This is a genomic window from Micromonospora sp. HM134 (genome assembly GCF_007833915.1).
In the GTDB taxonomy this organism is placed as follows: Bacteria; Actinomycetota; Actinomycetes; order Mycobacteriales; family Micromonosporaceae; genus Micromonospora; species Micromonospora wenchangensis.
The window spans coordinates 6,894,211-6,920,735 of sequence record NZ_CP041061.1; the positions used below are offsets into that span (position 1 = coordinate 6,894,211).

Below are 26,525 nucleotides of genomic sequence, written 5' to 3' on the forward strand. Positions count from 1 at the left end.
AGCGTGTCCAGAACGTCAGTCTTGCGTCACATCACTCGAAGTGACGCAAAACTGACCCGCGTAGACCTCCGGCCAGGGATCGCCCGTCGATTAGGTTCTCGGTCCGACGCACGGGACCGAAGTGTCACGCCATCCCGAACCCCTGCGCCGCCGCCGGAGGAGACAACCATGACCGTTCCCGCCTCGCGGGTCCGTCGACGGCCCAGGACACCGGGCCGCCTGTTGCCGCTGCTACTCGCCACCGCGCTGCTGCTGCCGGTGGCGTTCCTCGTCGTACAGGGCCACCGGCTCGTGGACGCCGACCGTGAGCTGGCCGAACGGGAACGGCTCGGCGTCGAGTACCTGCGCGCCCTCGGCCCGGTCACCGGCGCCCTGGTCGACGCGCAGACCGCCGCCGTCGCCGGCCGGCCGGTGCCCCGCGACGCCCTGGACCGGGCGGTTGAGGAGGCCGCCGCGGTCGACGCCCGGGTCGGCGGCGAACTGCGCAGCACCGAACGGTGGGCCGGCCTGCGGGCGAAACTGGAGGGCCTGCCCAGCCGGTCGCTCACCGACCCGGAAACCGCCTTCACCGCCTACGGCGAGGTCACCGACCTGCTGCTCGCCCTGCACGGCAAGATCCGCGAAACCTCCGGCCTGATCCGGGACCCCGGCTCCGACTCGTACTTCCTCCAGGACGGCGTCGGCGAGGAGATGCCGGAGGCGACGGTCGCCGCCGGACGCCTCGTCGACCTGGCCGTGCTGGCGCAGCGACGCCCCGCCGCCGACCAGGCCCGCACCGTTGGTGAACTGGCCACCCTCCGGTTCGCCGCCCTGCAACCGGCCGGTGACCTGGTCAACGACCTGCAGACGGTGGTCGACACCTCGGAGAGCGCCGACATCGGCGCCGGGGTGCTCACCCCGTTCGACAACTACCAGCGGGCGGTCGAGGCGCTGGGGGCGCTGTCCCAGCCCCGGGGTCGGACCCAGGATCTGGACCTGACCAAACTCGCCGCCGCCCGGACCCAGGCGCAGACCGCCGCCCGGGAACTCCAGCCGGTCATCCTCGACGAACTCGACCGGCTGCTGCGGCAGCGCATCGACCAGCTCGACCGCGACGCCCTGCTGATCCTCGCCGCCGGTGGGGTGGCCGGGCTGCTGCTGGTGGCGCTCGGCGCGAGCGGTTGGCTGCCGACGCGCCACAGCGAACGCCCGACGGGCCGGGACACCCCGCCGGGTGGTGAGCCGGCCGACGCCACCGCGCCCACACAGTGGGAACCGCCGACGCCGCCCGGTCGCCTGCCCACCGGGCCGGTGCTCCAGCCGGCCGGCCGGGGCACCGAACCCGACCGGTGGAGGCCCTTCGATGCTGCTCGGTAGGCTGCGAATCCGGGGCAAGCTGGCCCTGCTGGTGGTCGTCCCCCTGCTCTGCATGGCCGGGCTCACGGTGCCGGTGGTCTGGGAACGGGCCAGCGAGGCCCAGCGGGCCGGCGACATCGCCGACCGGGTCCGGGTCGCCAGCCGGGTCGGCACGATCCTGCAACACCTCCAGCAGGAACGCCTGCTCGCCGTCGGCCTGCTGCTCGGGCAGGTCCAACGCACCGACCTCGTGCAGAAGATCGCCGAGGTGGACGACCGGGTCACCGATCTGCGCTCCGACCTCGGCGACGACCTGCCCGCCGAGGTCGACACCGCCCTCGACGGGGTACGCCAGCTCGCCGCCCTGCGGACGGCGGCGGTCGCCGGGCAGACCGGCCCCGACCAGCTCATGGCCGGGTACGGGCCGGTGAACACCGCCCTGATCGACTCGCTGCGGCTGCGGCTCAACGCGGACACCCGCACCCCGGCCGGACGACAGGTGCTGGCCCTGGACGGCGTGCTGCGCACCGGCGAGAGCCTCAGCGCCGGTGCCACCCTGATCGTGCTGGTCGCCGCCCGGCCCAACGCCCAGACCGTCTCCGCCTACGTGGCGAACTTCGCCGTCCTCGAAGACGAGAGCGCCCGGCTCCAGGCCCTGGTCACCCCCGAGCAGCTCGACCTGCTCACCCTGGAAGAGGTCGCGGTCGCCAACCGCACCGGGCCGAACTTCATCGACCAGAGCGCGGCGGACCCGGCCACGGCGATCGGCGCGCTGGACGTGGCGACCCTCTTCCCCACCGTCTCCTCGATGATCACCCTGGGCCAGTTCGTCGAGAAGAAGCTGGCCGCCGACGTCACCGCCGAGGTGCGCGCCGACCGGCAGGTGGCGCTCGCCGGGGCGTACTGGGTGACCCTGCTGACCGTGAGCATCCTGATCGCGGTCATCCTGCTCACCATGGCGGTCGGCCGGGCGGTCGCCCGACCGCTCACCCGGCTCACCCGCTCCGCCGACCGGGTCGCCCGGGTCGCCGAGTCCGAACTGGTCCGGGTCGCCGACGACGAATCCGAAACCACCCCACCGGTACGCCTCGACCCGGTCGACGTGGGCGCCCGGGACGAGATCGGCGACCTGGCCCGCGCCTTCGAACGGGTGCAGAACACCGCCGCCCGGCTGGTGGAACGGCAGGTGGCGAGCCGACGCAACGTGGCCCAGATGTTCGGCCACGTCGGGCGGCGCACCCAGAACCTGGTCGGCCGGCAGATCGCCCTGATCGACCGGCTGGAGCAGCAGGAGACCGAGCCGGGGCGGCTGGAGCACCTGTACCGGCTCGACCACATCTCCAGCCGGTTGCGCCGAAACGCGGGCAGCCTGGTCGTGCTCTCCGGCGCGACCGGCGACGACGCGCACGTCGCACCGGTCCCGGTCGCCGACGTGGTCCGGTTGGCCCTCGGTGAGATCGAGGACTACACCCGGGTGGACGTGCAGGTCCCCCCGGAGGTGGTCGCCGCACCCGCGATCGTCGGTGACCTGGTGCTGACACTCGCCGAGCTGATGGAGAACGCCACCGTGTTCTCCCCGCCGCACACCCGGGTCGTGGTCACCGCCGAGACGACCGACGACGGCGCCCGGCTGGCCGTCATCGACCAGGGCATCGGGATGAGCGAGCAACGGCTCGCCGAGGAGAACGCCCGGTTCACCCGCCGGGAGCGGCTGGACCTGGCCCCGTCCGAGGTGCTGGGGCTCTTCGTGGTGGGTCGGCTCGCCCGCCGGCACGGCTGGACGGTGGAACTCGCCGCGACCCCGGGCGGCGGGGTGACCGCCAGCCTGGTGCTCCCCGGCTCCGCCCTGGCGCGCCCCGTGGCCGGGCGTACCGGGGAACCCGTCAGCCGGGTCGCGCTGCCGTCGGGAGTCCGGCCCGCGACGACCCCGCCGGCCGGACTCCCGACGCGGGAGCGACCCGGGTCGACCGGCCCGGCCACCGGGTCCGCCCCCGGCGGCCCCCTGCGGACCGGCCGCACGCCGGTCGTGCTCGACGCCGGCCCCGCCCGGCCCACGGTCGACGTGGCGTCGGCCCGGCCGGTGGTCGACGCCACGGCGCTGCCCGGGTTCGACCCGACGCTGCTCAGCAAGGCCACCAGGAGCATGGCGGCCACCGGCCCCTGGGACGCGTTCGGCACCGTGCCGGCCGACCCGGAGCCGGCCCGCGCCCCCGGCGTCGACCCGGAACCGGGCCACCCCGCCGGCGGCGACCCGGCCGGGGCCACGACGGTGCTGCCGGCCCGGGGCAGCGCCGCGGTGACCCCGGTGGCCGACGCGCCCCGCCCGGCGGTCCCGCAGGCCGTCCTGCTCCCCACGGTGGGACAGACCACCGCGCCCACGACGGACCGGCCGGCCCCGCTGCCCGGCGTCCGGCAGCGGGTCCCCGGGGCCAGCCTGCCCCGTACCGCACCGGTCGTCGGGCCGGTGGACGGCAGCCGGGCCGACCCGGACGCCGCGCGGGCCCTGGTCGAACAGTTCCAGTCCGGGGTACACCGGGCCGAACAGGCCGTGCCGGCCGCCGCGCCCGCTGCCGCCCAGCCCCCCGCCGTACCGGCGGTGCCCCGGCTGACCCGGCGGATCCCGGGCGCCAACCTGACCGTCTCACCGCCCCGGCAGGCACCGAGCCAGAATCCGGGAGATCCGGGCGAGGTCCGCGATCTCATCAACGCGTTCGAGACGGGCGTCGCCCGGGCTCTGCGCGAAGTCCGCACCGACCACCGCACTGAAGAAGGAACGACACGGTGACCAGCCCGCACGTACACGAGAACGTCGACTACCAGAACCATCCCGCCGGGGACCTCAGCCCGGAGGCGCGCACGTTCAACTGGCTGTTGGACTCGTTCACCTCCAGCACCGCCGGCGTCCTGGAGGCCATCGCGGTCTCCTCCGACGGGCTGCTGATGGCCATGTCGTCGATCAAGGACCGGTCCAACGCGGAACGCCTCGCCGCCGTCGTCTCCGGCATGACCAGCCTGGCCGGGGGCGCCGCCAGCTGGTACGCCCTCGGCGGGCTCAACCGGGTGATCGTCGACATGGCCGACGGCTACCTGCTGATCACGGCGATCAGCAGCGGCTCCGTGCTGGGCGTGATCGCCGACCGGTCGGCCAACCTGGGCACCGTCGCGTACGAGATGACGCTCTTCGCCGGCCGGGCCGGCGGCGCGCTGACACCGAGACTCATCGCCGAGCTGAAGAACGCCGTTCAGCAATGACCCGGGACGCCGCTGGCGAGGAACCGGAACCCGAACCCATGGTCCGGGTCCGCCCCTACCTGCGGACCCCGATGGGCGACGCGACACCGACGCCCGCGCCCGTCCCCGAGCCGGAGGCCGACCGCCCGGCCAGCCCCCGCCCGTTCGTGCTGACCGCCGGGCGGGTGGCCGGCGCGGACCCGGCGATCGGCCTGGAAACCCAGGTCACCGCCCGGTCCGGGCCGGGTCGGGCCGCCGCCGTGGCGGCCCTGCTGGCCCCCGAGCTACAGGCGATCGTCGCCCTGTGCGGTGAGCCCATCTCGGTCGCGGAGATCTCCGCCCGGATGCGGCTGCACCTCGGCGTGACCCGGGTGCTGGTCGGTGACCTGCGGGCCGCCGGCCATCTCGACGTGCACGTCGGCGCCGTCGACGACGCATTTGACCCCGACCTCATCCTGCGAGTGATTGATGGACTCCGTGCGATCTCCTGAATGGCCGGTCGCCCCGCTCGGCGGGCTCGCCGCGAACAGTGCCTCCGCCCGCTACGGACAGCCCGTGGGTGGCCCTCCGACGGCGCCGCAGCACCCGAGCGCGCCGCCGCCGTACCGACCGCCGGCGGCGTCGGCGACACCGACGGCGGACACCCGCACCGGCCCGCCGGCCGCCCCGCCGATCCCGGTCAAGCTGCTCATCGCCGGGGGTTTCGGGGTCGGCAAGACGACCACGGTCGGCGCGATCTCCGAGATCGCCCCGCTGACCACCGAGGCCGAGATGACCAGCGCCGGGATCGGGGTGGACGACCCGGGGGCCCGCAGCGGGAAGACCACCACCACGGTGGCGATGGACTTCGGCTGCGTCACCATCGACCGGAGCCTGAAGCTCTACCTGTTCGGCACGCCCGGCCAGGACCGGTTCGGTTTCATGTGGGACGACCTGGCGCGGGGCGCGCTCGGCGCGTTGGTGGTGGTGGACAGCTCCCGGCTGGACGACTGCTACCCGGCGATCGACTTCTTCGAGCGGGCCGGCCTGCCCTTCGTGGTCGGGGTGAACACCTTCGACGGCCGGCTGACCCACGAGCTGGGGGCGATCCGGTGGGCGCTGGCCATCGGTGACCACGTGCCGCTGGTGCAGTTCGACGCCCGGGAACGGCTGTCGGTGCGGGACGCCCTGCTGGTCGTCCTGGACCGGGCGCTGGACCGGGCGGTGCGGGAGAAGGGCGCCTGACCGAACGGACGCCCGGTCGTTTCCATCGGAGAGGGGGACGTGATGAGGGGTGGTCTGGACGAGACACTGGCCCGGCTGGCCCGCCGTGAGGAGGCCCGTCGCCGCCGGTCGGCCGATCCGGAGACCGACGACGGCGGGTCGACCCTGGCCTTCGAGGCCACCGGCCGCGCGACCACCGCCCCGGCCCACCCCGGGCCGGCCGCCGCTGAACTGGCCCACCCCGGGCCGGGGGCCGCCGCGACGGCGGCTGCCGAACTGGCCCGGACCGGGCCTGCGCCGGCCCCGCCGGCGACCCGGTGGAGGAGGTGGCCGAGGCGGTCCGCCGGGTGGTGGCCGCCCGTCCCGGGCTGACCGTGGTGCTACGCGTCGAGTACGCGGGGCGCACGTACCCGCTGCGGATCGAGCAGGCGCAGCCCGCCGCCCGCAACGAACGGCCGGGTGCCGGGGCCCGCACCGAACGACCGGAGAACGGGGTACGCAACGAGCGGCCGGAGGTGGGGGCGCGGGCGGGCGTCGACCCGCCGACCTCCCCGCCGCCGGCCTGGCCGCTGGCCGACCGGACGCCACCGGCGTGGACCCCGGCCCGGGAGATGCCGGGTGTCGATCCGGCGGCCCGGCTCGCCGAGTTGATCCGGCGGGACCCGACGCTGCTCGACAACGACACCTGACGGTACGACCGGGGCGCGGCACCCCGCGTCCGGGCCGACCGGGCGGCTGGCCTGGGCGGTCGTACCGGACGACCACGGGCGTCGGCGGCGGCGGGCGGCTACTGTCGGGCGATGCCCGCACCGGATCTGACCCTGACCGCCAGCCTGCGCCCGGCCGCGCTGGACGCCCGACGTGGCATCGTCCGGCTGCACCCGGAGGTGCTCACCGCCCTGGCGCTGCGCCCCGGGGACCCGGTGCGGCTGGCCGGCAGGCGGGTCACCGCCGGGATCGTCGCGCCCGCCGAGCCGACCGCCAGCGCCGCCCTGCTCTATGCCGACGACCTGACGCTGGGAAACCTGGGGCTGCGCGACGGCGGTCAGGTGACCGTCGGTCCCGCCCCGGTGACCCCGGCCCGTCGGGTGACCCTTTCCGGCCCGGTGTCGGTGCTCGCCGCGGTGTCCCCGGAGATGCTCCGGCTCGCCCTGCTCGGCAAGGTCGTCAGCGAGGGTGACAACGTCTCGCTGCTCCCCCAGGACGTGCTCCCCGACGCCTCGGTACGCGGTCTGGTCGAGGCCGCCCGCCGCAGCCTCGCCAACACCGTCGGGTACGCCTGGACGAGCACCCTGCTGACCGTGGTCGCCGCCGACCCGCAGACCGGTGGCCTGGTCACCATGGACACCGTGGTCGGTTGGGAACACGGCCAGGTCACCCACGGCTCCTCCGGCCCGGCCGGGTCCGGGCGGGGGTCGACCGGCCGGACCGGGGCGGCTCCGGCCGACGGCGCGACGGGTCCGGCCGGGGAGGCCGGCGGGACCGGGCACGACGACGACGTGCCGCACGTGGACGAGCTGCCCGGCCTGCGGGCCCAGGCCGAGGAGCTGACCGAACTGTTGGACCTCGGCTTCCACCACCGGGAGGTGCTGGGGCGGTTGGGTACCAAGGTCTCGCTCGGTGTGCTGCTCGGCGGGCCGGCCGGCTCGGGCAAGTCGGCGCTGGTGCGGGCGGTGGCGAAGGCGGTCGGCGCCCGGGTACGCCCGCTGTGGGCACCGGAACTCGCCGCGCTGACCAACGACGCGGCGGCCCGACGGCTGCGCGAAACCGCCGCCGAGCTGGCCTCGGGCGGGCCGGCCGTGCTGCTGGTCACCGACGTGGAGGCGCTGGCCCCGGCCGAGGACGCCGGACCGCTGGCCACCGTGTTCCGGCAGGTGGTCGCCGGGGCCGTCCGGTCGGGCACGGCGGTGGTGTGCACCACCTCGCGGCCGGAGTCGGTCGATCCGGGGTTGCGCGCGCCGGACCTGCTGTCACTGCGGATCTCGGTGCCGCTGCCCGATCCGGCGTTGCGCCGGGAACAGCTGACCGTGCTGACCCGGCAGGTGCCGCTGGCCGAGGACGTCCGGCTCGACGAGGTGGCCGGGCGTACCCCCGGGTTCGTCGCCGCCGACCTGGCCGCGCTGGTCCGCGAGGCCGGGGTACGGGCGGCGCTGCGGCAGAAGACGGCGCAGACGCCGACGGTGGCGATGGCCGACTTCACGGCGGCGCTGGAGGTGGTCCGGCCCACCACCATGGCGGCGTCCACGCTGGAGCTGGCGACGGTCACCCTGGACGACGTCGGCGGTCTCGGCGAGGTGAAGCAGACCCTCACCGAGTCGGTGCTCTGGCCGCTGACCTACCCGGACACCTTCGCCCGGCTGGGGGTGCAGCCGCCCCGGGGGGTGCTGCTCTACGGGCCGCCCGGGTGCGGCAAGACCTACCTGGTGACCGCCCTGGCCGGGACGGGACGGGCGAACGTGCTGTCGGTGAAGGGTGCCGAGCTGTTGTCCAAGTGGGTCGGCGAGAGCGAGCGGGCGGTGCGGGAGCTGTTCCGCCGGGCCCGCGAGGCCGCGCCGACGCTGGTCTTCCTCGACGAGATGGACGCGCTGGCCCCGGTGCGCGGTCAGGCCACCGACGGCGGTACGACCGACCGGGTGGTGGCCGCCCTGCTGACCGAGCTGGACGGGGTGGAGGCGCTGCGCAACGTGGTGGTGATCGGGGCGACCAACCGCCCGGACCTGGTCGACCCGGCCCTGCTGCGCCCCGGCCGGCTGGAACGGCTGGTGTACGTGCCGCCGCCGGACGGACCGGCCCGCGCGGAGATCCTGCGGGCCGCGTCCCGCGCCGTGCCGCTCGCCGAGGACGTCGACCTGGCGGCGCTCGGCGAGGAGTTGGCCGGCTTCTCGGCGGCGGACTGTACGGCGCTGGTGCGGGAGGCGGCGCTGGCCGCGATGCGGGAGTCGCTGTCGGCCGCCACGGTCACCGCCGCGCACGTCGCCACCGCCCGGGACCGTGTCCGTCCCTCCCTGGACCCGGCGCAGGTCGCCTGGCTGGCCGCCTACGCCGACAAGCACGCGGGCTGAGCCTGCCGTCGTCGGCCGATTCGACGAGGAGCCGGTGGCCGGCGGCGTTGTCAGCCGGCGGCGGGGGGTGTCGCGTCGAGCGAGATCTCCGCGTACACCTTGTGGTCGTCCTCGCGGAGCTTGGCGCCGCAGGTACGCAGCACCGCGACGGCCCCCAGGTTGTCGGGGGTGGTCTCGGCGACGACGGAGTGCATGCCGGCCGCCGCGGCAGCGTTGAGCAACTCCCGCAGGGCCGCCGCGCCGAGGCCCTGGCCCCGGGCCGACCGGCCGAGCCACATCCCGGTCTCCACCACCCCCGGGGCGTCGCAGCGGGTCATCCTGATCATGCCGACCACCTCGCCGCCGGCACACACGGCGAACATCAGGGTGCGGGTCGGACCGTTCAGCCCACCGAAGCTGGCCCGGTGGAAATCCCGGAACGCCTCCCGGCGGGCGAGCGACCAGCCGGCCGGGGCGTCTACCGGGGGCATGACGTCACTCGGCTCCGCCTCGGCCGCCGCTACGGAGAGCAACGATTCGAGGTTCGCCTCGTCCACCGGTTCCAGCCGTACCGTGCCTGCCACGTGCCGCAGTCTGCCGCCCACACCGGCCATCGTCCACCCCTTCGGCCGGTGACTGGCGGTCTGGTCGGAGGTATCGGCCGGTCGTCCCATCGGAGCCGGGAACCTCACGCTCCGCTGTCAGCGCGGGCGGGGCTCAGCGGCGGCGGTTGCGGGCGCGGGAGGCGCGCAGCCGGCGGAGCCGGCCGATCAACAGCGGTTCGGCGACCAGCGCGGCGGGGCGGTCCAGCAGGGCGTTGAGCAACTGGTAGTAGCGGGTCGCGGACAGCCCGAAGGTGTCCCGGATGGCCTGCTCCTTGGCCCCGGCGTGCCGCCACCACTGCTGTTCGAAGGCGAGGATCGACCGCTCCCGCTCGGTCAGCTCGTCGCCACCAGCCGCCGCCCGCGCAGCGGCCGGCCCGGCCTCCGGCCCGGATCGGGGCGACGGCACGTCGGCGTCCGGTGCCGGCCGGGGTGAGGGCACCGGCGGCGCGGACCGGGCGTCGGTGGGCGGTGTGGGGTCGGCGGGCGGCATGGCGTCGGTGGGCGGCGGCACGGCGCTCCTCGGCAGGGTGGACGACCGGGCGTGCCGGCCGGGGAAACCCAGCTTAACCAGGGTGGGCGACGCTTCCGGACGACGGACGGGCCCGGGTCGACAGGTGGTCGACCCGGGCCCGTCCCGGTCGGGTACCGCCCGCGCCGGGCGGCACCCCGGATCAGGTGACGTCCCGCCGGCGCATCATCCAGAACGCGGCGACCATCACCACGACGGTGCCGATGCCGAACACCAGTGCCGAGTCCTGCCAGGTCACCAGCATCTCCTTGGGCGTGCACTCGCCCTGGACGAAGTCGCAGGAGCGGTAGTCGACGAGCGTCCACTGCTTCTGGAACCAGGCCAGCGCGTAGGTGGACAGCACCCACCGGTCACCGAACCGGACCTCGGCGATCGTCGTGGCGATCCGGATGCCGATCTCGCTGACCACCCCGGCCCCCACGGCCACCCCGAGCGCCATCGCCGTGTGCCGGCCCAGGGACGCCAGGGCGAAGGCCACCGCACCGGCGGCGAGGATCATCGCCAGCGCCCGCAGGCCGCTGATCCCGGCGGACTGCCACACCCCGGAGGTGACCTTCTCGGTGGTCCCCCGGAACGTGGCGATCAGCCAGAAGGCCAGTGTCCACAGCGCCCCGAGCACCACGGTCACCCCGGTCAGCGTGGTGAGGACGGCGGCCAGTTTGGTGCCGAGCACGGTGAGCCGTTTCGGCCGCCACAGCAGCAGGTTCATCATCCCGCCGGTGCTCCACTCGGCGCCCACGAACGAGGCGCCGATCAGGAAGCCGAACAGCGCCACCGCCCCGGCGAAGATGGCGACGAAGTTGCCGAACTCGGTCCGGAAGTCGAACTGGTAGGGCAGGTTCCACTTCGGGTCGAACATGTCGGCGGTGGGCTTCCAGTCCCGGCCGCAGTTCGGGCCGTACCGCTCGTCGGTCTGCTCGCCACGCGCCTTGGCCGCGTCGCACTCGACGATCGAACGCTCCCACTCCCGGACGGCGTCCCGGAAGTTCGCGTCCGACTCCGCCTGCGCCTGGGCGATCACGGCCGGGGAGAGCTTGTGGCTGGAGAAGGCGAAGGCGGTGACGATGCCGGCCAGGCCGAGGACGAGCAGGACCAGCATGACCCGGGTGAGCCGGCGCTTGGCCAGCCGACGCAGTTCGGTGACGTACAGGCTCATGCGCCCCACCCTCCCGTGGTGCCGGCGGTGCGGCCCGGCTCGCCGATCGTGGCGGACTCGTCGACCTGGCGGTGCTGACCGGGGACCGGAGCGGTGGCGGTGATCTCCAGGAAGACGCTCTCCAGGTCCACCGACACCGGGGCCAGTTCGCTGACGTACAGGTGTTGTTCGGCCAGCAGCCGGCTGACCGTGGCCGGCTTGTCCACGCCGGCCAGCATCAGGTGGTCCGGGTGGCGGGTGACCGCGACGCCGGCCCGGCCGAGCAGGTCGGCGGCGGCGGCGAGGTCCTCGGCGGCGTCCAGCCGCACCCGTACGCCGCCGTGCGAGTGCTGGGCCAGCACCTGCTCCACCGGACCGGCGGCGACCCGGCGGCCCAGCGAGATGATGGTGACCTCGTCGCAGATGAGCTGGATCTCGCCGAGGATGTGGCTGGAGAGCACCACGGTCATCCCGGATTCGGCGAGGTTGCGCATCAGGGTGCGCATCTCCCGGATGCCGCCCGGGTCGAGGCCGTTGGCCGGCTCGTCGAGGATCAGCAGTTTGGGGTTCTTGAGCAGGGCGGAGGCGACGGCGAGCCGCTGCTTCATGCCGAGCGAGTACGTCTTGACCCGCTCGCCGGCCCGGTCGCGCAGCCCGACGAGTTCGAGCACCTCGTCGACCCGTACGGCGGGGACGTCGCCGGCCCCGGCCAGCAGGGACAGGGTGTCCCGGGCGGAGAAGTGCGGGAAGAACTGCGGGCTCTCCACGATCGCGCCGACCTGCCCGGCGACGGTGGGCAGCGCGCCGGGCACCTCGTGGCCGAGGATGGACATCCGCCCGCCGTCGGGCTGGATCAGCCCGAGCAGGGTACGCAGGGTGGTGGTCTTGCCCGATCCGTTGGGGCCGAGGAAGCCGTGCACCTGGCCGGCCTCCACCCGCATGTCGAAGCCGTCCAATGCGTTGCGGACCCCGCGTCGGCGGCTCTTGTACGTCTTACGTAGACCTTCGATCTCCAGGACAGCCGACAAGCTGCGCCTCCCCCGATGGTGGCTGATGACAGCGGTCACCATACTCGGTATACCCGCCAGGGCAATACCCGGTATGCATCGGCGCGCGAACCACTACCGACGGTGTATCAACGAGTCACTCAGGCGCAGACGACGGTCACCCCGGCGGCGCGGAACGCATCGACGAGTTCCGGGGCCGCCCCGGAATCGGTCACCAGGGTCTCCACCCGTTCGACCGGGCAGATCCGGGCGAACGCGTGCCCGCCCAGCTTGGACGAGTCCGCGATGATCACGACCCGCTTGGCCCGCGCCACCATCAGGTTGTTCATCGCCGCCTCACCCTCGTGGTGGGCGGCGGCACCCAGCTGGGGATCGAGCGCGTCCACGCCCAACAGGGCGACGTCCAGGGTGACCTCGCGCAGCAGCGCCCCACCCAGCGGGCCGACCAGCTCGAACGACTTCGGCCGCACCACACCCCCGGCGACCACCACCTTCATCCGGGAGCGGACCAGCAGTTCGTTGGCGATGTTCAGGGCGTTGGTGACCACGGTGAGCTGGGCACCCTCGGCGCTCGTGTTCAGATCCGGCCGGACGGCCAGGGCACGGGCCACCTCGGTGCTGGTGGTGCCGCCGTTGAGGCCGACCACGGTGCCGGGGGAGACGAGCGCGGCGGCGGCGGCCCCGATCCGCTGCTTCTCCGCCGAGTGCTTGGCCGTCTTGTACCGCAGCGGCAGGTCGTACGAGACGCCGTTGGCGACCGCGCCGCCCCGGGTCCGGGTGATCATCTGCTGCTGGGCGAGCTGGTCGAAGTCGCGCCGGATGGTGGCCTGGGAGACGTCCAGCCGCTCGGCGGCCTCCTCGACGCTGACCCGACCACTGTCGGTGAGCATTTCGAGCAGAGCGTTCCACCTGGCGTACCGGTCCACGGGGGGCCTCCGACTCTGCACGAAGGGTGATCGAATGCGTGCACAGTAGTGCGCGAAACTCCCGGTACGCAAAACCCCCGACTGCGCGATCCGGGGGCAGGTTGCCACGCGCACCTCGTTTCGCGCAGAATAACGCGCGAAAGACGGTGGTAATGAGCCGTATTGCGCACCTCCCACCCCTGTGCGAGGAGTTCCCCATGGCGTACGTCGACGCGGAGATCGCCAGCCAGCCCGACTGCTGGCGGGAGGCGGCCCGACTGGCCGGCACCGTCGCCGGCGTCCTCCCCCGCCCCGGCGAGCGGGTCGCCGTCGTCGGTTGCGGCACGTCCTGGTTCATGGCCATGGCGTACGCCGGGCTGCGTGAACGGGCCGGCCACGGCGAGACCGACGCATTCCAGGCCAGCGAGTTCCCCGCCGACCGCCGCTACGACCGGCTGATCGCGGTCACCCGCTCCGGCACCACCACCGAGGTGCTCGACCTGCTCGCCGCGCTGCGCGGCCGGACCCCCACCACCGTCCTGGTCGGCGACCCCGGCTCGCCCGCCGTCACGCTGGCCGACGCGGCCGTGCCGATGCCCTTCGCCGACGAGCGTTCGGTGGTGCAGACCCGGTTCGCCACCACCGCCCTGGCCCTGCTCCGCGCCCACCTCGGCGACAACGTCGAGGCGCTGGCCGCCGACGCCGAGGTCGCCGTCCGCGCCCCGCTGCCGCTCGACCCGGCCCGCATCGACCAGGCCACCTTCCTCGGTCGCGGCTGGACGGTCGGGCTGGCCCAGGAGGCCGCGCTGAAGTGCCGCGAGGCGGCCACCTTCTGGGCCGAGGCGTACCCGGCGATGGACTACCGGCACGGCCCCATCTCGATCGCCGGCCCCGGCCGGCTGGTCTGGGCGTTCGGGGAGCTGCCCGAGGGCCTGCCGGAGGACGTGGCGGCCACCGGGGCGGCGTTCGTGCACAGCCGGCACCACGGCTGCCACACCGTGCTCGGCAGCTGGGCGGCCGGCCGGACCCCGGTCGACCCGATGGCCGACCTGATCCTGGCCCAGCGCTTCGCGGTGGCCCTGGCGACCAGCCGGGGGCTGGACCCGGACGCACCCCGGCACCTGACCCGCTCCGTGGTGCTGGCATGACCGACGGGCCGTCGGGCGACGACCGGGTGGTCGTCGCGCTGGACGTCGGCGGCACCGGCATGAAGTGCGCCCTGGTCCGGCCGGACGGCAGCGTGCTGCACGCCGAACGGCACCCGACCGACGCCGGGCGCGGCCCGGACGCCGTGGTGCAGACCGTCCTCGCCGTCGCCGAAGGGCTGGCCGAACGGGCCCGCGCCGCCGGGTCGACCCCGGTGGCCTGCGGCGTCGCCGTGCCCGGGGTGGTCGACGAGGCCGCCGGGGTGGCGGTCTGGTCGGCCAACGTCGGCTTCCGGGACGTACCGCTGCGCAGGCTGGTGGGGGCGCGGCTCGGGCTGCCGGCGGCGCTCGGCCACGACGTGCGGGTCGGCGGGATCGCCGAGGCCCGGCTCGGTGCCGGCCGGGACGCCCGGCACGTGCTCTTCGTCGCGATCGGCACCGGCATCGCCGCCGCCCACGTGGTCGCCGGCTCGGCCGCCGTCGGCGCGCACGGTGCCGCCGGGGAGATCGGCCACATCCTGGTACGCCCCGACGGCCCGCGCTGCGGGTGCGGCCGGCCCGGCTGCCTGGAGGCCCTCTCGTCCGCCTCGGCCGTCGCCCGCCGCTACGCCGAACTGGCCGGGGCGACGGCGAGCGCGGCCGACGTGGCCGGGCGGGCGGCGGCCGGTGAGGAACTGGCCGGGCGGGTGTGGCGGGAGGCCGTCGAGGCCCTCGCCGACGGGCTCGCCACCGGGCAGGCGCTCTACGACGTCGACACCATGGTCATCGGTGGCGGTCTGGCCCGGGCCGGCGGGCAGCTGCTCGACCCGCTCCGCGCGGCCCTGCGCGAACGGATGACCTTCCATCGGGAGCCGCGCCTGGTCGCGGCGGCCCTCGGCGACGAGGCCGGCTGCCTCGGTGCCGCCCTGCTCGCCCTCGACAGTCTGGAGAGACGATGACCCAGCGGGTGACCGGCAAGGTGGTGACCCCGACCGGCGTGATCCGGCAGGGGTGCGTGGAGCTGGACGGCGAGCGGATCACCGCCGTCGCCGAGTACCCGGCCAAGCGCGACGGGCACTGGATCGTGCCGGGGTTCGTGGACATGCACACCCACGGCGGGGGCGGGCACACCTTCACCACCGGTGACGCCGACGCCGCCCGCGAGGCCGCCGCGTTCCACCTGCGGCACGGCACCACCACCCTGCTGGCCAGCCTGGTCAGCTCCCCGTTCGAGCTGATGCGCACGGCGACCGCCGCGTTCGCGCCGCTGGTCGCCGAGGGGGTGCTGGCCGGCGTCCACTTCGAGGGGCCGTACCTGTCGGCGGCCCGGTGCGGCGCGCAGAACCCGGAGTTCCTCCGCGACCCGTCCACCGACGAGCTGGGCCGGCTCATCGCGGACGGCGGCGGGGCGGTCCGCATGGTCACCCTGGCCCCCGAGCGCCCCGGCGCGCTGGACGCCATCAAGCTGCTCACCTCGCACGGGGTGGTCGCCGCCGTCGGCCACACCGACGCCACCTGGGAGCAGACCCGGGCCGCCGTCTCGGCCGGGGCGAGCGTCGGCACCCACCTGTTCAACGGGATGCGCCCGCTGCACCACCGCGAGCCGGGCCCGGTGGTGGCCCTGCTGGAAGCCCCGAACGTGGTCTGCGAGCTGGTCGCCGACGGGGTGCACCTGCACGACGGGATGCTCACCTTCGCCACCACCGTGGCCGGTCCGGAGCGGGTCGCGTTGATCACCGACGCGATGGCCGCCGCCGGCATGCCCGACGGCGAGTACGAGCTGGGCGGCCAGCGGGTCGCCGTGTCCGACGGGGTGGCCCGGCTGGCCCGGGACGGGGCGATCGCCGGCAGCACCCTCACCATGGACGCGGCGCTGCGGCACGCCGTCACCGCCGGCATCCCGATCACCGACGCGGTACGCATGGTCGCCACCACCCCGGCCCGCGCCATCGGCCTCGGCGACCGGGTCGGCGCGCTCCAGACGGGCCGCCGGGCGGACCTGGTGGTGCTCGACGACGAGCTGAACGTCGTCCGGGTGATGCGCGCCGGCACCTGGCTCGACTGACCCGGGCCGCCGCCCCCAGCCTCCTCGGTGACCTGCTCGACGGTGTGCACCGGCGAGCACCGAGGATGCCGTGCGCGTCCTTTCGAGCTGATGACGTCAACGGCTCACGGGGCACCCGACGGTGCCGGTGCCCGACGAGGACGGGCGGGTCAGGCGGTGGGAACCTCGACGCCCAGGACGGCCTGCTCGTCGGGGCGGTGCACCAGCACGTCGGCCAGGTAGGACTGCACCGCCGGCCCCATCCCCACGTCCCGGCCGGCCCGCTCGGAGAGCAGCCACTTGTGCTCGATGATCTGCGCGAAGATCTCCTGCGGTTCCAGCTTGTGCCGCAGGTGCGCCGGGACCGCCCGGACGACCGGCTCGAAGACCTCGGTCAGCCAGCGGTGGGCCGCCTGCTGCTCGTCGGTCAGGTCGCTCTCCACCCGGTAGGCGTCCAGGTCGTTGAGCAGTCGCCGGGCCTGGTTCTCCTCGGCGTCCAGGCCGGTGAGCCGGATCAGCCGCCGGGTGTGGTAGCCGGCGTCGACGACCTTCGGGCGGACCAGGTACCGCCCGTCGTCGACCGTCGACAGGGCCACCTCGGCCACGTCGAAGCCGAGATCGTTGAGGCGGCGGATGCGGCGCTCGATGTCGTGCCGGGCCTCCCGCTCGACCTGCTGCTCGTAGGTGATCTCGTGCCAGAGCCGTTCGTAGCGCTGCACGACCTCCTCGCAGACCACCTCCGGGTCGATCGACTCGTGCAGCAGCCCCGCCGCCTGGAGGTCCAGCGCCTCACCGAAGATGTTGACCCGGGCGATCTCCAGGTCCTCTCCGCGCTGGCCGGATGAGAGCGAACGGTGCAGCGCGCCGGTCTCGGCGTCGACCAGGTAGGCGGCGAACGCCCCGGCGTCCCGCCGGAACAGGGTGTTCGACAGCGAGCAGTCGCCCCAGAAGAAGCCGGTCAGGTGCATCCGGACCAGCAGCACGGCGAGGGCGTCGAGCAGCCGGCCCATCGTCTCCGGGCGCAGCGTGCGGGAGAACAGCGCCCGGTAGGGCAGCGAGAACTGGAGGTGCCGGGTGATCAGCACCGGGTCCAGCGGGGTGCCGTCGTCGGCCTGCCGGTCGGCCACGATAGCGATCGCCTCCACCGACGGGAAGTCGATCCGTTCCAGCGCCCGCAGCAGGTCGTACTCGCGTTCGGCGACCCGTTCCCCGGTTTCCTTGACCGCGTACACGTAGTCGCCGAGGCGGACGAACCGGACGATGTGCCGGGAGATGCCCTGCGGCAGCGCCACCAGGTGCCGGGCGGGCCACTGTTCCAGCGGAGTCGACCAGGGAAGGTCGAGCAGCGCCGGGTCGACGAGGGCCGAGGTGATCCGCACGGGGACAAGTGTGCCGGGTGTCCCCCGTCCGACGCCTCCCTTCGTGGTTCGGCACACATCGACCCCGGGCCGTGCCGTCCCGACCACCGCGTCGGCCGGTAGCGTGATCGCGTGCGGGAGCGAACCACGACGGTACGCGGCGGAGTGCGGCTCAGACCGGTCCGTCCGGCCGGCTGGTGGTACGACCTGCTGCTGCTCACCGCCCTGGTCGCGCTGACCGGGGCGCTCGCCACCGACCACCTGTTCGGCATCGACCGGGCGGTCGCCGACTGGGCCGACGGGCACCGGCCGACCGCCGCCTACTGGATCGCCCGGATGCTCAACCTGCTCGGCCAGGGCACCCCGTTGACGCTGCTCGCCGCCGCCCTGGGGGTGCTGCTGGCCGTCCGGCTCCGCTCGGTCCGCCCGCTGCTGCCCCCGGTGGTCGCCTTCGCGCTCACCTACCTGACCATCGGCCCGCTCAAGGTGTGGACGGCCCGCCCGGCCCCGAGCGCCAGCGTGAAGGAACCGTTCCTGTCGCCGGAGCGGACCCTGCCGCTGTTCCAGCACGACCTGCCGGTCCGCTACGCCCAGTCGTACCCGTCGGGGCACGTGGCCAACGCGATCGTCTGGTACGGCGTGCTCGCCCTGCTGCTCGTCCCGCTGCTGCGGACCGTCGGCCGGCGGATGCCACCCCGGCTGGCCACCGCCGTGCGGGTGGTGCCGCCGCTGGTGGTCCTGTGCACCACCACCTACCTGGGCTGGCACTGGCTGACCGACTCGGTGGCCGGGCTGCTGCTGGGGCTGCTGCTCGACCGGCTGCTGCGCCGGGTCCCCTGGGACGAGCTGCCGTTACCGTCCCGGCTGCGCGGCCGGGACCGCCCGTTCACCGCCGACCCGGGCCGGTCGCCCGATGGGGGCCGCCCGTTCACCTCCGCCCCTTAACCTGCCGGGGTGGATCGGCTGAGCCGGCGGTTGGGCGTACCCGATGCGGTGGTGGTCGGGTTGGGGGCGATGCTCGGCGCGGGCGTGTTCGTGGTCTTCGCCCCCGCGGCAGCGGCGGCCGGCGGCACCGGGCTGCTGGTGGCGCTGGCGCTGGCCGGGTTCGTCGCCTACTGCAACGCGACCAGCTCTGCCCGGCTGGCCGCCCGCTACCCGGAGTCCGGCGGCACGTACGTCTACGGCCGGGAACGCCTCGGCCCGTTCGCCGGGTTCCTCGCCGGCTGGGGTTTCGTGGTCGGCAAGACGGCGAGCTGCGCGGCGATGGCGTTGACCATCGGGGCGTACCTGTGGCCGGGGCAGGCCCGGCTGGTCGCGGTCGGCGCGGTGCTCGCGGTGACCGGGGTGAACCTGCGCGGCGTCACCCGCACGGTCGCCGCCACGAAGGTGCTGGTGGTCGTGGTGCTGGCGGTGCTGGCCCTGGTCGCGGTGACCGGCCTGGCCGCCGGGGAGGTCCGGTTCGACCGGCTCGCCGAGGGCGGCGGTACGGCCCGGGGCGTGCTGACCGCCGCCGGCCTGCTCTTCTTCGCCTTCGCCGGGTACGCCCGGATCGCCACCCTCGGTGAGGAGGTCCGCGACCCGGCCCGCACGATCCCCCGGGCGGTGCCGCTGGCCCTCGGGGTGGTGCTGGCGGTCTACCTGCTCCTCGCGGTGGTCGCGGTCGGCGTGCTCGGCCCCGACCGGCTGGCCGTCTCCGTCGCGCCCCTGGCCGACGTGGTGACCGTCGCCGGGCTGCCCGGCCTGGCCTGGGTGGTCCGGGCCGGGGCGACGGTGGCGGTGACGGGGGTGTTGCTGTCCCTGCTCGCCGGGGTGGGCCGCACCCTGCTGGCGATGGCCCGCCGCCGGGACGTGCCGGGGGCGCTGGCCGCCGTGCACCCGGTGCACCGGGTGCCGCACCGCGCGGAGCTGACCGTGGCCGCCGTGGTGGTCGCGGTGGTGGCGCTCGGCGACGTCCGGGGCGCGATCGGCTTCTCCAGCTGCACGGTGCTGGTCTACTACGCGATCACCAACGCCGCCGCGTGGACCCTGGGCCGGGACCCGGCCCGACGGCTGCCCACCCGGGCGCTCGCCGGGGCGGGGCTGGTCGGCTGCCTGCTGCTCGCGGTCAGCCTGCCGACGGCAGGCGTCCTCGCCGGTTTCGGTGTGCTCGCCCTCGGCGCGCTCTGGTACGCCGTCCGCCCCCGCTAGTCACTCCTGCGGATCGCGCGACGCCGGGATGTCGGCGGTCGGCGGGACGGCCGGCGGGGGCGGGGTGGTCTCGCGGAGCAGGGCGCTCAGCCCCGCCCGCCGGGCCACCACGGTCAACCGGTCCCCCGCCGAGATCACCATCCGGGGGTCGGCCCGCCAGTCGGTCCTGTGGCCGGGCCGGGAGTGGGCCAGCAGGCGCACCTCGCCGGGGCGGGCCACCGCGCCGAGCGGGCGACCGTCCAGGGCCGCACCGGCCGCCACCGGCACCTCCACCACCAGCAGGGCGTGCCGGTCGACCGGGATGGTGGCGATCACCGCCCGGTCCAGCAGGGCGGCGGCGAAGGACGGCGCCGCCAGGTAGGACACGCTGCGCGAGATGCCGATGCCGAACGCCCGCTGGATGCGTTCGGCGAAGTCGCCGTCGAAGAGCCGCAGCACCACCCGCAGTTCCGGGTTGAGCGCCCGGCCGTTCAGCGCGGCCCGCAGGTTGACCCCGTCGTCGGTGGAGACCACCACCAGCGCCTGGCAGTGTTCCACCGACGCCGAGCGGAGCGTCTCCTCGCGGGCGGCGTCCCCGACGATCAGGGGTACGCCCAGCCGCCGGGCCAGCGCCGCGCCGCGCGCCTCCGCGCTGCGGTCGATCGCCACCACCTCGACGCCGAAGTCGTGCAGTTGGGCCATCACCCGGGTGCCGATGTTGCCCAGTCCGACGACCACCACGTGCCCGGTGCGTTCCGGCTGGATGCGCCCGGCGTGCAGGGCCAGCCGGGCGTTGACGATGCCGTCGACCACCACGGCGGTGATCAGCGGGATCAGCGCCAGCCCGGCCAGGTTGAGCACCACCTGCATGATCTGGGCGGCGGCCGGCTTGGTGACGTCCGGGTCCTGGCCGCTGAGCGTGGTGACCAGGGTCAGGTAGAGCGCCTCCGTCCAGCTCACCGCGACCGCACGGGCGTTGAGCCAGCCGAGCAGGGCGATCACCCCGAGCAGGGTCAGCACCGCGATGCCGATCTTGCGGGTGGCGAAGCTGCGCACCGCCCGCAGGAGCACCGCCAGGGGTCGTCGGCGACGCCGGGCCCGGACCAGCCGGCGGGCCGCCAACTCGGTGCCGGCGGGCTGCCCGGTCGCCTCGGCGAGCACCACGTCGGCGGCCTGCTCGTCGGCGGGCAGCACCCGGACCAGTTCCGGATCGGTGGTGACGGCCAGCCCGCACACCACGTCGGCGGGGCGGACGTCGGCGCGGCGGGCCACGTAGAGGGTGCGACCGCCGTGCCGGAAGTGGGTCGGGGCCACCTCGCCGAGGGCGGCGGCGACGAACGCCGGGGCGGCCATCGAGGCGTCGGAGAGGACCGCCGAGTCGGGGAAGAGCTGTCGCAGGCCGTTGGCGAGGCTGGTGTTGAACATCCGGACGACCAGGCGCAGCCGGGGTTCGACGTCCTGCGCGCAGAGCGCGGCCTGCATGTTGCCCACGTCGTCCTGGTGCAGCAGGGCCAGGCCGTCCGCCCCGGCCAGGCCGGCCCGGCGGAAGGTGGCCTCGTCGAGCCGGTCGGCCCGGACCACCTGGACACCCTCGATGTCCCGCCCGTCGGGGCCCTCGGAGCGGCGGCGCTCCGGCACCACCAGGGTGATCCGGACCCGGCCGTGCGCCAGGTCGGTGCCGAGCAGCGCCCGCACCACCCAGTACGCCAGCGGGTCGCCGCCGCAGACCACGTAGTGCGGACGGGTGTCGCCGTTCATCCGTAACCGCCAGCCGGTCGCGCGCCGGGCCCGGTCCCGCAGGGGTTCGGCCATGCCCGGATGGTAGCCAGCCGGTCGCCGGACACGCAGCCCTGGTGAGCGCACCGGACGGCGTGGGAACGACGCCGGTGGGCGGGCAGGCATGGTGGGCGTGGCGGCGGGTAGAGCAGCGGGCGTGCAGACGTTCCTGCCGTACCCGGACTTCCTGGCCAGCGCGCGCTCCCTCGACCAGCGGCGGCTGGGCAAGCAGCGGGTGGAGGCGCTCCAGGTGCTGCGCGGGCTGACCCGGCCGGGGTACGGCTGGCGCAACCACCCGGCGGTGAAGATGTGGGCCGGCTACGAGGAGGCGTTGACCCGGTACGGGCTGGACGTGTGCGCGGTCTGGTCGGCGGCGGGCCGGGCGGACACCTGCGCGTCGACCCTGGTCACCGACCTGACCACCGCCCGGGGCCACGGCCGGGTACGCAGCCAGGCCGAGCTGGCCGCCGCCGGTGAGCTGCCACCCTGGCTGGGCCGGGACGACCTGCACCGCAGCCACCGGTCGGCGCTGCTGCGCAAGGACCCGGAGCACTACCGCCCGCAGTTCGGCGACGTACCGTCCGATCTGGAGTATGTCTGGCCGCCGTCCGACCGTCCCCCGCTCGCCGCCGCCAGCCGACCCGCCGATGCCCCCGGTGGCGGTGCCGCACCGTCCTGACCGGGCCGGATCGGGCCTGGTCGGGCAGACTGGGGGTCCCTCGGGTCGGAAGGTGCACATGGCGCTGTCGCAGAAGCTGGGCCGGCTCATCGGCGTACGCGAGCACGTGGTGGACCCGGGCGGGGGTGGCGCCCCCCGGGTGGCCCGGCCGACCACGGCCGTGGTGGTGGGCGGCGGGATCGCCGGCATGTCGGCGGCGGTGGTGCTCGCCGAACGCGGGGTGGACGTGACGGTGCTGGAGGCCGCGCCGACGCTGGGCGGCCGGCTCGGCGCGTGGCCGGAGGCGCTCGCCGACGGCAGCCAGCTCAACGAGCACGGCTTCCACGCGTTCTTCCGGCAGTACTACAACTGGCGGTCGATCCTGCGGCGGGTCGATCCGACGCTCGGCTTCCTCAAGCCGATCCCCGGCTATCCGATCCTGTCCGCGCAGTGGCCCACCGAGGAGTTCGGCAGGCTGCCCCCGGCCCCGCCGGCCAACCTGCTCGCGTTACTGCTGCGCAGCCCCAGCCTGCGCCTGGCCGACCTGCGCACGATGGACCGGGACGCCGCGTTGCCGCTGCTCAGCTACGACCCGGTGGGCACCTACGCCGAGTTCGACGACACCACCGCCGACGCGCTGCTCGCCTCGTTGAAGCTGCCGGACCGGGCGCGGGCGATGCTGTTCGAGGTCTTCTCGCACTCGTTCTTCAACCACGAGACCGAGATGTCGGCCGCCGAGATGATCGCCCAGTTCCACTTCTACCTGCTGGGCAACCCGGAGGGGTTGGCGTTCGACTGCCCCGACGAGGACTACGCCACGGCGATCTGGCAGCCGCTGACCCGGCACGTGGAGCAGCACGGCGGCCGGGTGCGCACCGCTTCGGCCGTCGCCCGGCTGGACCGGGAGCCGGACGGCTGGCGGGTGACCACCGCCGACGGCACCGTCCACTCCGCCGGGCAGGTGGTGCTGGCCGTCGACCCGCCCGCGCTGGCGGCCCTGGTCGCCGCCTCCCCGGGCCTGGTCGCGGTGGCGCCCGAGCTGGTGGCGCGGATGCCCGCGTTCGGTCGGCCCGGCCCGCCGTACGCGGTGGCGCGGTACTGGCTCGACGGGGACGTCCGGGCCGACCGGGCGGTGTTCAGCGGGGTGTCCCGCCAGCCCACCCTGGACTCGGTGACCCTCTACCACCGGCTGGAGAACGAGTCCCGGCGGTGGGCGCAGCGCACCGGCGGCGCGGTGGTGGAGCTGCACGCGTACGCCTGCGACGAGGGGGTGCCGGCCGGGGAGCTGGCCGAACGGATGCGGGTCGAGTTGACGGCGCTCTGGCCGGAGGTCGCCGGGCTGGGCGTGCGGGAGCTGCGCGCCCGGGTCGAGGCGCAGGCCCCGGCGTTCACCCCGGGCAGCCACGCCGGCCGGCCGGGGGTACGCACCGACGCCGAGGGCCTCTACCTGGCCGGGGACGGCATCGGCACCGACTTCCCCAGCGCGTTGATGGAGCGGTCGGCGGCGACCGGGATCATCGCCGCCAACCACATCCTGCGGGCCGCGGGGGCGGCCACCGAACCGGTCCGCTCGATCCGCCCCCGGGGACTGCTCGCCGGGAAGTGAACCGTCCGGGGCGCCCGCCCGGCCCGTCGGGTCGGGCGGGCCGGCCGGTCAGCGCGCGGTGCCGTGGTAGGCGTCCCGCATGAGCCGCTGCATGTCGTCGAGCATCGGCATCCGGGGGTTCGCCGGGGCGCACTGGTCCTCGTAGGCGTTGAGGGCCTGCTGCGGCAGCGCCGCCTCGAACGCCGCCCGGTCGACGCCGATCGCGGCGAACGACGGTTCGATGCCGACCGCGTCGCGCAGCCGTTCCACCGCGTCGGCCAGCGACGCCACCCCTTCCGCCGGGGTGCCCGCCGGCAGGCCGAGCAGCTTGGCGATGTCGGCGAACCGTTCCGGCGCGCGGTAGCTCTCGTAGCGCGGCCAGCCCGACAGCTTCGCCGGGACGGTGCCGTTGTAGCGGATCACGTGCGGCAGCAGCACCGCGTTGGTCCGGCCGTGGGCGATGTGGAACGTCGCGCCGAGGGTGTGCGACATGGCGTGCACGATGCCGAGGAAGGCGCTGCCGAACGCCATCCCGGCGATGGTGCCCGCGTTGTGCATCCGTTCCCGCGCCTCGGGGTCGGCGTCGGCCACCGCCCGTTCCAGGTTGCCGAAGATCAGTCGGATGGCGTGCAGGGCGAGCCCGTCGGTGAAGTCGTTCGCGTACACCGACACGTACGCCTCGATGGCGTGGGTGAGCGCGTCGAAGCCGCTGTCGGCGGCGATGGCCTTCGGCATGCTGGCGGTGAGCACCGGGTCGACGATCGCCACGGTCGGGGTGAGCGCGTAGTCGGCCAGCGGGTACTTCTTGCCGGTCCGGTGGTCAGTGATCACCGCGAACGGGGTCACCTCCGCGCCCGTGCCCGACGTGGTCGGCACGCATACCAGCCGGGCCAGCGCGCCGAGGGTGGGGAAGGTGAAGGCGCGCTTGCGGATGTCGAAGAACTTCTCCCGCATGTCGTCGAAGACCACGTCCGGGTGCTCGTAGCGCAGCCACATCACCTTGGCGGCGTCCATCGCGGAGCCGCCGCCGAGGGCGACGATGGTGTCCGGCCGGAAGGCCCGCATCAGCGCGGCGCCCCGATCGACGGTGTCGACGCTCGGCTCGGGTTCCACGTCGTCGATGATCTGGAGGGCGATCCGCTCGGGGCGGCGTTGCAGCACCCGGTTGATCCGGTCGACGAAGCCGAGCCGGGTCATGGTGGCGTCGGTGACCACGGTGACCCGGTGCACGTCGGGCATCTCGGCGAGGTAGCGGATCGCGTTCGCCTCGAAGAAGATCTTCGACGGGACCTTGAACCACTGCATGTTGTTGTTCCGCCGTCCGATGCGCTTGATGTTGAGCAGGTTCACCGCCGAGACGTTGTCGGACACCGAGGTACGGCCGTAGCTGCCGCAGCCCAGCGTCAGCGACGGCAGGAACGCGTTGTACATGTCGCCGATGCCGCCCTGCGAGGCCGGCGAGTTCCAGATGATCCGGACCGCCTTGACCCGGCGGCCGAACTCCTCCACCAGTTCCTCATCGGCGGTGTGGATGACGGCGCTGTGCCCGAGGCCGTGGAACTCGACCATCTGCTCGGCGTACCGCAGGCCCTGCTCGCGGCTGTCGGCGCGCAGCACGGCCAGCACCGGGCAGAGTTTCTCCCGGGTCAGCGGCTCGTCGGGGCCGACCCGGTCGACCTCGACCAGGATGATCGAGGTGTCCGGCGCGACGCTGATCCCGGCGGCGTCGGCGATCCAGGCGGCGGTCCGGCCGACCACGTCGGGGTTGAGCTTGCCGGCGGGGAAAAGCAGCGTCTCCAGCTTCTCCTTCTCGGCGGCGGTGGCCAGGTGGGCGTGCAGGGTGCGGAACTCCTCGATCGCGGCGTCGTGGATCGCCGCGTCGAGGATGACGGCCTGCTCGGAGGCGCAGATCATGCCGTTGTCGAACGACTTGGACAGCACGATGTCGTTGACCGCGCGCTTGAGCTTGGCGGTCGCCTCGATCCAGGCCGGCACGTTGCCCGCGCCCACGCCCAGCGCCGGCTTCCCCGCCGAGTACGCGGCCCGCACCATGGCGTTGCCCCCGGTGGCGAGGATGGTGGCGACCCCGGGGTGGTGCATCAGCGCGGTGGTCGCCTCGACCGACGGCTCCTCGATCCACTGTATGCAGTGCTCCGGCGCACCGGCGGCGACCGCCGCGTCGCGTACCGTCCGGGCGGCCTCGACGCTGCACCGCTGCGCCGCCGGGTGGAAGGCGAAGATGACCGGGTTGCGGGTCTTGAGCGCGAGCAGTGCCTTGAAGATGGTGGTCGAGGTGGGGTTGGTGACCGGGGTGATCCCGGCGACCACGCCCACCGGATCGGCGATCTCGACGATGCCGCTGATCTCGTCCCGGCTGATCACCCCGACGGTACGGGTCTTCGCCATGCTGTGCGTGACGTGCTCGCAGGCGAAGATGTTCTTCACCGCCTTGTCCTCGAACACCCCCCGACCGGTCTCGGCGACGGCGAGCTGGGCCAGCGCGGCGTGCCGGTCCAGCGCGGCCACCGACGCCTTGCGGACGATGTGGTCGATCTGCTCCTGGTCGTAGCGGTCGTAGTCGGCCAGGGCCTTGAGGCCGTCGGCGACCAGGGCGTCGATCGTGGTGGCGAGTGCGGTCGACATGCTTTCACCTCGGCGGTTGGCGGCGTCTCGGACACCCTCAGCATCCATCGACGGCCGCCTCGGCGGTGGGGCGCAAGGACCCGTCCGCCGGTGGCCAAAGGTCCCGTCGTCGCGCCGTCCCGGGTGGGTCCGGTCGGCCGAAGGTCCCGATGTCGGGCGGGGGCCACGCAGCGTCGCCTA

The 26,525-nt window shown here is 74.4% G+C and carries 23 protein-coding genes; 15 read left to right on the forward strand and 8 right to left on the reverse strand.

Annotated elements, in window-relative coordinates; all coding sequences use genetic code 11:
• Positions 1-168: 168 nt before the first annotated feature.
• From FJK98_RS29995 to FJK98_RS30025, 8 genes are all read left to right on the forward strand, one after another.
• A complete protein-coding gene (locus FJK98_RS29995; RefSeq protein WP_145922017.1) occupies positions 169-1,356 on the forward strand; it encodes a hypothetical protein in 1,188 nt (395 codons plus the stop codon).
• The gene (locus tag FJK98_RS30000; protein WP_145922018.1) at positions 1,343-4,120 is read left to right on the forward strand and encodes a sensor histidine kinase; all 2,778 of its coding nucleotides are present in this window, start codon (positions 1,343-1,345) and stop codon (positions 4,118-4,120) included. The genes FJK98_RS29995 and FJK98_RS30000 overlap by 14 nt, the downstream gene beginning before the upstream one ends.
• Positions 4,117-4,587 (forward strand): roadblock/LC7 domain-containing protein, encoded by a 471-nt coding sequence (locus FJK98_RS30005; protein WP_067305308.1) that lies wholly within the window; start codon positions 4,117-4,119, stop codon positions 4,585-4,587. Before FJK98_RS30000 ends, FJK98_RS30005 begins: the two co-directional genes overlap by 4 nt.
• Positions 4,584-5,057, forward strand: coding sequence for a DUF742 domain-containing protein (locus FJK98_RS30010; RefSeq protein ID WP_145922019.1), 474 nt, complete (start codon positions 4,584-4,586; stop codon positions 5,055-5,057). Before FJK98_RS30005 ends, FJK98_RS30010 begins: the two co-directional genes overlap by 4 nt.
• Complete coding sequence (locus FJK98_RS30015) at positions 5,035-5,790, forward strand: ATP/GTP-binding protein (RefSeq protein ID WP_194823239.1); 756 nt, start codon at positions 5,035-5,037, stop codon at positions 5,788-5,790. Before FJK98_RS30010 ends, FJK98_RS30015 begins: the two co-directional genes overlap by 23 nt.
• Positions 5,791-5,832: 42 nt before the next feature.
• Entirely contained in the window at positions 5,833-6,141 is a 309-nt protein-coding gene (locus tag FJK98_RS34440; protein WP_240762432.1) for a hypothetical protein, read from the forward strand.
• Positions 6,096-6,458, forward strand: a complete 363-nt coding sequence (locus tag FJK98_RS34445) for a hypothetical protein (protein WP_240762434.1) — start codon at positions 6,096-6,098, stop codon at positions 6,456-6,458. Before FJK98_RS34440 ends, FJK98_RS34445 begins: the two co-directional genes overlap by 46 nt.
• 111 nt (positions 6,459-6,569) lie before the next feature.
• Positions 6,570-8,831 (forward strand): AAA family ATPase, encoded by a 2,262-nt coding sequence (locus tag FJK98_RS30025; protein WP_145922021.1) that lies wholly within the window; start codon positions 6,570-6,572, stop codon positions 8,829-8,831.
• 50 nt (positions 8,832-8,881) lie between these two features.
• Here the strand turns inward: FJK98_RS30025 and FJK98_RS30030 are convergent, their stop codons facing one another.
• From FJK98_RS30030 to FJK98_RS30050, 5 genes are all read right to left on the reverse strand, one after another.
• Positions 8,882-9,394 carry a GNAT family N-acetyltransferase gene (locus FJK98_RS30030; RefSeq protein ID WP_145922022.1) on the reverse strand — a complete coding sequence of 171 codons (513 nt, stop codon included), beginning with the start codon at positions 9,392-9,394 and terminating at the stop codon, positions 8,882-8,884.
• Positions 9,395-9,527: 133 nt separating this feature from the next.
• A complete protein-coding gene (locus FJK98_RS30035) occupies positions 9,528-9,926 on the reverse strand; it encodes a DUF3263 domain-containing protein (RefSeq protein WP_309236888.1) in 399 nt (132 codons plus the stop codon).
• Between the two features lie 160 nt (positions 9,927-10,086).
• The gene (locus FJK98_RS30040; RefSeq protein WP_145922023.1) at positions 10,087-11,100 is read right to left on the reverse strand and encodes an ABC transporter permease; all 1,014 of its coding nucleotides are present in this window, start codon (positions 11,098-11,100) and stop codon (positions 10,087-10,089) included.
• The gene (locus FJK98_RS30045; RefSeq protein ID WP_194823242.1) at positions 11,097-12,020 is read right to left on the reverse strand and encodes an ATP-binding cassette domain-containing protein; all 924 of its coding nucleotides are present in this window, start codon (positions 12,018-12,020) and stop codon (positions 11,097-11,099) included. Before FJK98_RS30045 ends, FJK98_RS30040 begins: the two co-directional genes overlap by 4 nt.
• A 206-nt stretch (positions 12,021-12,226) precedes the next feature.
• The gene (locus FJK98_RS30050; protein ID WP_145922025.1) at positions 12,227-13,012 is read right to left on the reverse strand and encodes a DeoR/GlpR family DNA-binding transcription regulator; all 786 of its coding nucleotides are present in this window, start codon (positions 13,010-13,012) and stop codon (positions 12,227-12,229) included.
• 197 nt (positions 13,013-13,209) lie between these two features.
• Here FJK98_RS30050 and FJK98_RS30055 point away from each other — a divergent pair, with 197 nt between their 5' ends.
• The 3 genes from FJK98_RS30055 to nagA are packed head-to-tail and all read left to right on the forward strand — an operon-like array spanning position 13,210 to position 16,180.
• Complete coding sequence (locus FJK98_RS30055; protein ID WP_145922026.1) at positions 13,210-14,139, forward strand: SIS domain-containing protein; 930 nt, start codon at positions 13,210-13,212, stop codon at positions 14,137-14,139.
• On the forward strand, positions 14,136-15,074 hold the full coding sequence (locus FJK98_RS30060; protein ID WP_145922027.1) for an ROK family protein: 939 nt from the start codon (positions 14,136-14,138) through the stop codon (positions 15,072-15,074). The genes FJK98_RS30055 and FJK98_RS30060 overlap by 4 nt, the downstream gene beginning before the upstream one ends.
• On the forward strand, positions 15,071-16,180 hold the full coding sequence (gene nagA, locus FJK98_RS30065) for an N-acetylglucosamine-6-phosphate deacetylase (RefSeq protein WP_145922028.1): 1,110 nt from the start codon (positions 15,071-15,073) through the stop codon (positions 16,178-16,180). Before FJK98_RS30060 ends, nagA begins: the two co-directional genes overlap by 4 nt.
• 149 nt (positions 16,181-16,329) lie before the next feature.
• On the opposite strand, the gene FJK98_RS30070 is transcribed toward nagA, so the two are convergent.
• A complete protein-coding gene (locus FJK98_RS30070) occupies positions 16,330-17,538 on the reverse strand; it encodes a DUF4032 domain-containing protein (RefSeq protein ID WP_145922029.1) in 1,209 nt (402 codons plus the stop codon).
• A gap of 144 nt (positions 17,539-17,682) precedes the next feature.
• On the opposite strand from FJK98_RS30070, the gene FJK98_RS30075 reads away from it, so the two are divergent.
• Both FJK98_RS30075 and FJK98_RS30080 read left to right on the forward strand, forming a co-directional pair.
• The gene (locus FJK98_RS30075; protein ID WP_145923077.1) at positions 17,683-18,462 is read left to right on the forward strand and encodes a phosphatase PAP2 family protein; all 780 of its coding nucleotides are present in this window, start codon (positions 17,683-17,685) and stop codon (positions 18,460-18,462) included.
• Positions 18,463-18,471: 9 nt separating this feature from the next.
• The gene (locus FJK98_RS30080) at positions 18,472-19,704 is read left to right on the forward strand and encodes an APC family permease (protein ID WP_145922030.1); all 1,233 of its coding nucleotides are present in this window, start codon (positions 18,472-18,474) and stop codon (positions 19,702-19,704) included.
• Here the strand turns inward: FJK98_RS30080 and FJK98_RS30085 are convergent, their stop codons facing one another.
• Complete coding sequence (locus FJK98_RS30085) at positions 19,705-21,495, reverse strand: potassium channel protein (protein ID WP_205789279.1); 1,791 nt, start codon at positions 21,493-21,495, stop codon at positions 19,705-19,707. It lies immediately after the preceding gene.
• Between the two features lie 121 nt (positions 21,496-21,616).
• Between FJK98_RS30085 and FJK98_RS30090 the strand changes: the two genes are divergently transcribed.
• Both FJK98_RS30090 and FJK98_RS30095 read left to right on the forward strand, forming a co-directional pair.
• Positions 21,617-22,138, forward strand: coding sequence for an MSMEG_6728 family protein (locus FJK98_RS30090; protein ID WP_145922031.1), 522 nt, complete (start codon positions 21,617-21,619; stop codon positions 22,136-22,138).
• A gap of 58 nt (positions 22,139-22,196) precedes the next feature.
• Positions 22,197-23,723: an FAD-dependent oxidoreductase gene (locus tag FJK98_RS30095; protein WP_145922032.1), complete on the forward strand. Its 1,527-nt coding sequence runs from the start codon at positions 22,197-22,199 to the stop codon at positions 23,721-23,723.
• 48 nt (positions 23,724-23,771) lie between these two features.
• Here the strand turns inward: FJK98_RS30095 and adhE are convergent, their stop codons facing one another.
• The gene (gene adhE, locus FJK98_RS30100) at positions 23,772-26,345 is read right to left on the reverse strand and encodes a bifunctional acetaldehyde-CoA/alcohol dehydrogenase (protein WP_145922033.1); all 2,574 of its coding nucleotides are present in this window, start codon (positions 26,343-26,345) and stop codon (positions 23,772-23,774) included.
• Positions 26,346-26,525: the final 180 nt, after the last annotated feature.

Excerpts from the sequence above, each read along its gene's own strand:
- FJK98_RS29995 (WP_145922017.1), top strand. The coding sequence starts at position 169 with ATGACCGTTCCCGCCTCGCGGGTCCGTCGACGGCCCAGGACACCGGGC.
- FJK98_RS30000 (WP_145922018.1), top strand. The coding sequence starts at position 1,343 with ATGCTGCTCGGTAGGCTGCGAATCCGGGGCAAGCTGGCCCTGCTGGTG.
- FJK98_RS30010 (WP_145922019.1), top strand. The coding sequence starts at position 4,584 with ATGACCCGGGACGCCGCTGGCGAGGAACCGGAACCCGAACCCATGGTC.
- FJK98_RS30015 (WP_194823239.1), top strand. The coding sequence starts at position 5,035 with ATGGACTCCGTGCGATCTCCTGAATGGCCGGTCGCCCCGCTCGGCGGG.
- FJK98_RS34440 (WP_240762432.1), top strand. The coding sequence starts at position 5,833 with ATGAGGGGTGGTCTGGACGAGACACTGGCCCGGCTGGCCCGCCGTGAG.
- FJK98_RS30025 (WP_145922021.1), top strand. The coding sequence starts at position 6,570 with ATGCCCGCACCGGATCTGACCCTGACCGCCAGCCTGCGCCCGGCCGCG.
- FJK98_RS30040 (WP_145922023.1), bottom strand. The coding sequence starts at position 11,100 with ATGAGCCTGTACGTCACCGAACTGCGTCGGCTGGCCAAGCGCCGGCTC.
- FJK98_RS30045 (WP_194823242.1), bottom strand. The coding sequence starts at position 12,020 with ATGCGGGTGGAGGCCGGCCAGGTGCACGGCTTCCTCGGCCCCAACGGA.
- FJK98_RS30055 (WP_145922026.1), top strand. The coding sequence starts at position 13,210 with ATGGCGTACGTCGACGCGGAGATCGCCAGCCAGCCCGACTGCTGGCGG.
- FJK98_RS30060 (WP_145922027.1), top strand. The coding sequence starts at position 14,136 with ATGACCGACGGGCCGTCGGGCGACGACCGGGTGGTCGTCGCGCTGGAC.
- nagA (WP_145922028.1), top strand. The coding sequence starts at position 15,071 with ATGACCCAGCGGGTGACCGGCAAGGTGGTGACCCCGACCGGCGTGATC.
- FJK98_RS30085 (WP_205789279.1), bottom strand. The coding sequence starts at position 21,495 with ATGGCCGAACCCCTGCGGGACCGGGCCCGGCGCGCGACCGGCTGGCGG.
- FJK98_RS30095 (WP_145922032.1), top strand. The coding sequence starts at position 22,197 with ATGGCGCTGTCGCAGAAGCTGGGCCGGCTCATCGGCGTACGCGAGCAC.
- adhE (WP_145922033.1), bottom strand. The coding sequence starts at position 26,345 with ATGTCGACCGCACTCGCCACCACGATCGACGCCCTGGTCGCCGACGGC.